The sequence below is a fragment of the Staphylococcus sp. GDH8C109P genome (assembly GCF_017893405.1).
Lineage (GTDB): Bacteria > Bacillota > Bacilli > Staphylococcales > Staphylococcaceae > Staphylococcus > Staphylococcus cohnii.
In genome coordinates this window covers 1-1810 of record NZ_JAESMX010000002.1, presented here as the reverse complement: position 1 = coordinate 1810, position 1810 = coordinate 1, and the positions used below count along the sequence as shown (strand labels likewise).

Here is a 1810-nt window from a genome sequence, read left to right as displayed (position 1 = left end):
CCGCAGGGGCAAAAAAGCATAAAAAAACGCTAGCTTTTAAGCTAACGTTTCAAATCTTTTAAGTAATAATTTTGTTTTTCAAAATTCCAAATTGCCGTAATTGAATGTGCTTTTTCTTCTTCCTCTGTTGTTTTATCTTCGTCACTTGTATTAATTAAATTGCCATCTTCGGCATCGTCTAAATTTAAAATTTTATGTTTTTGTTTAAGCAATCCACCATAACTCAACATGCGTTTTCTGTATAAACCTTGTTCTAAATCACTAACGATTTCAGAATCTTTTTCTCTATCTCCAGTTAAATAATCCGATGACTTAACCGAATATTTTGAGGTCTCTTTGATTGCTGCTTGAATATCTTTATCGCCTTTTTGATTTGGTTTGATCGCTTTAATATTTGCTACTGGTCGATAATCAACTTGCAATGCTTTTTGCCATAAATCGACCCACTCACTTTGTTTTATATACTGACCTTGTTTTTTAAAATACGCACTTTCAACACACAATAAAACATGCATATGTTGATTATAACTACCGTCATTTTTATTAACGGTTACTTCCGTTGAACGCAAAAATCCAACAAGATTTTGCTTAACTTTTTTATATCTACTCAATCTATCAAAAGCTTTTGTTAAATGTTTTAAACTCTGTTCTAAAGTTTCACCATCTATCGCATTTTTTGTTGAAAGTGTTAAAAATAACCAACGTGCTTTTGGCTTTTCTTTAACCACTTCTTCAATCACTCTTTGAGCCTGATAACTATTTTTCATAGCACGCCTCCAATTACAAACTGGACATAATTTTGATTTACAAAACCATGTCTTATGTAACTTCAAATAACCCTCATCTGTCGGCTTGAACTCTAAGACGTTACCACATTGTTTTACGTTAAAAGCCTTTTTAATTTTCAAAATTTCCAATATGTCTGCATAGCTCACATTATCGATTTTCTTTTCTCTCCATGGGCGTTGTTTCCCACTTTTTGTCATGTCTTTTAGTGTTTCATTATCTTGATTTTCGTCTATATATCCTGTAGTATAAAAATGCATATAAGAGCCCCCTGTATTTGGTTTTTTCTAGACAATTAAATCTTAATACAGGGGTTTCTTTATGTCAAAAAATTCTTTCCACTGCCAAAATGGCTCAAAACACTCTCATATCAACGTTTGACGAAAATTTTTAAAACTCGAGTTATTTCTATATAGTATCAAGACAAGAAGAAACTCGTTTCACTCGTTTCAAAAACCACGAAAAAATACATGTTTATTTTCTAACTTTTTTGCTTTATTCCAATTGCTTTTTGGTTGGAACCAACAAGGCTTTATGTGTTGTTGAGTTGGTACTTCGTTGGGATTAATCCCAACAAACCACCAACCAACTCGCTAGATACACTAGCTAACACATAGCCTATTCCAACCAAAAATTTTCTCGGCATAAAAGCATGCTTACTCTTTTTTTGGAAAACTAATACTTGAAAAAATAAAAAAATATATAAGCAACAACTTAAAAGCCAATTCGTTTTTTGTGAATTGGCTTTTTATTTTTTATCCAAGCTTTTATAAAAAATCAGAATATCCTTATTTTGAATTTTAAGGGGGTATTTTAAAGATTTAGGGGTAATTCATATAGTTTTATACCTAAAAACTTATATAAGCTCTTGAAACGCAAATATGAGCCAAATAAATATATGCTATTTTCAAAAACAAAAATTTGAGCAAAACCAGTGACTATTTTTTTAGACACTGCCCATTTACGCACAAAATTATTTTTTGCGTAAAAACTGGGCAACCATGCTGGTTGAACGCTATAGTTC

General features: G+C 31.3%; 2 protein-coding genes. Both read right to left on the bottom strand.

Annotation, left to right across the window (positions count from 1 at the left end; translation table 11 throughout):
- Window positions 1-41: 41 nt before the first annotated feature.
- The gene (locus KA867_RS01640; protein ID WP_210136871.1) at window positions 42-1046 is read right to left on the bottom strand and encodes a protein rep; all 1005 of its coding nucleotides are present in this window, start codon (window positions 1044-1046) and stop codon (window positions 42-44) included.
- A gap of 553 nt (window positions 1047-1599) precedes the next feature.
- On the bottom strand, window positions 1600-1810 hold a 211-nt coding region (locus tag KA867_RS01635; protein WP_210136872.1), incomplete at its 5' end, for a hypothetical protein.

Coding starts and splice junctions, on each gene's coding strand:
- KA867_RS01640 (WP_210136871.1), bottom strand. CDS start 1,046: ATGCATTTTTATACTACAGGATATATAGACGAAAATCAAGATAATGAA.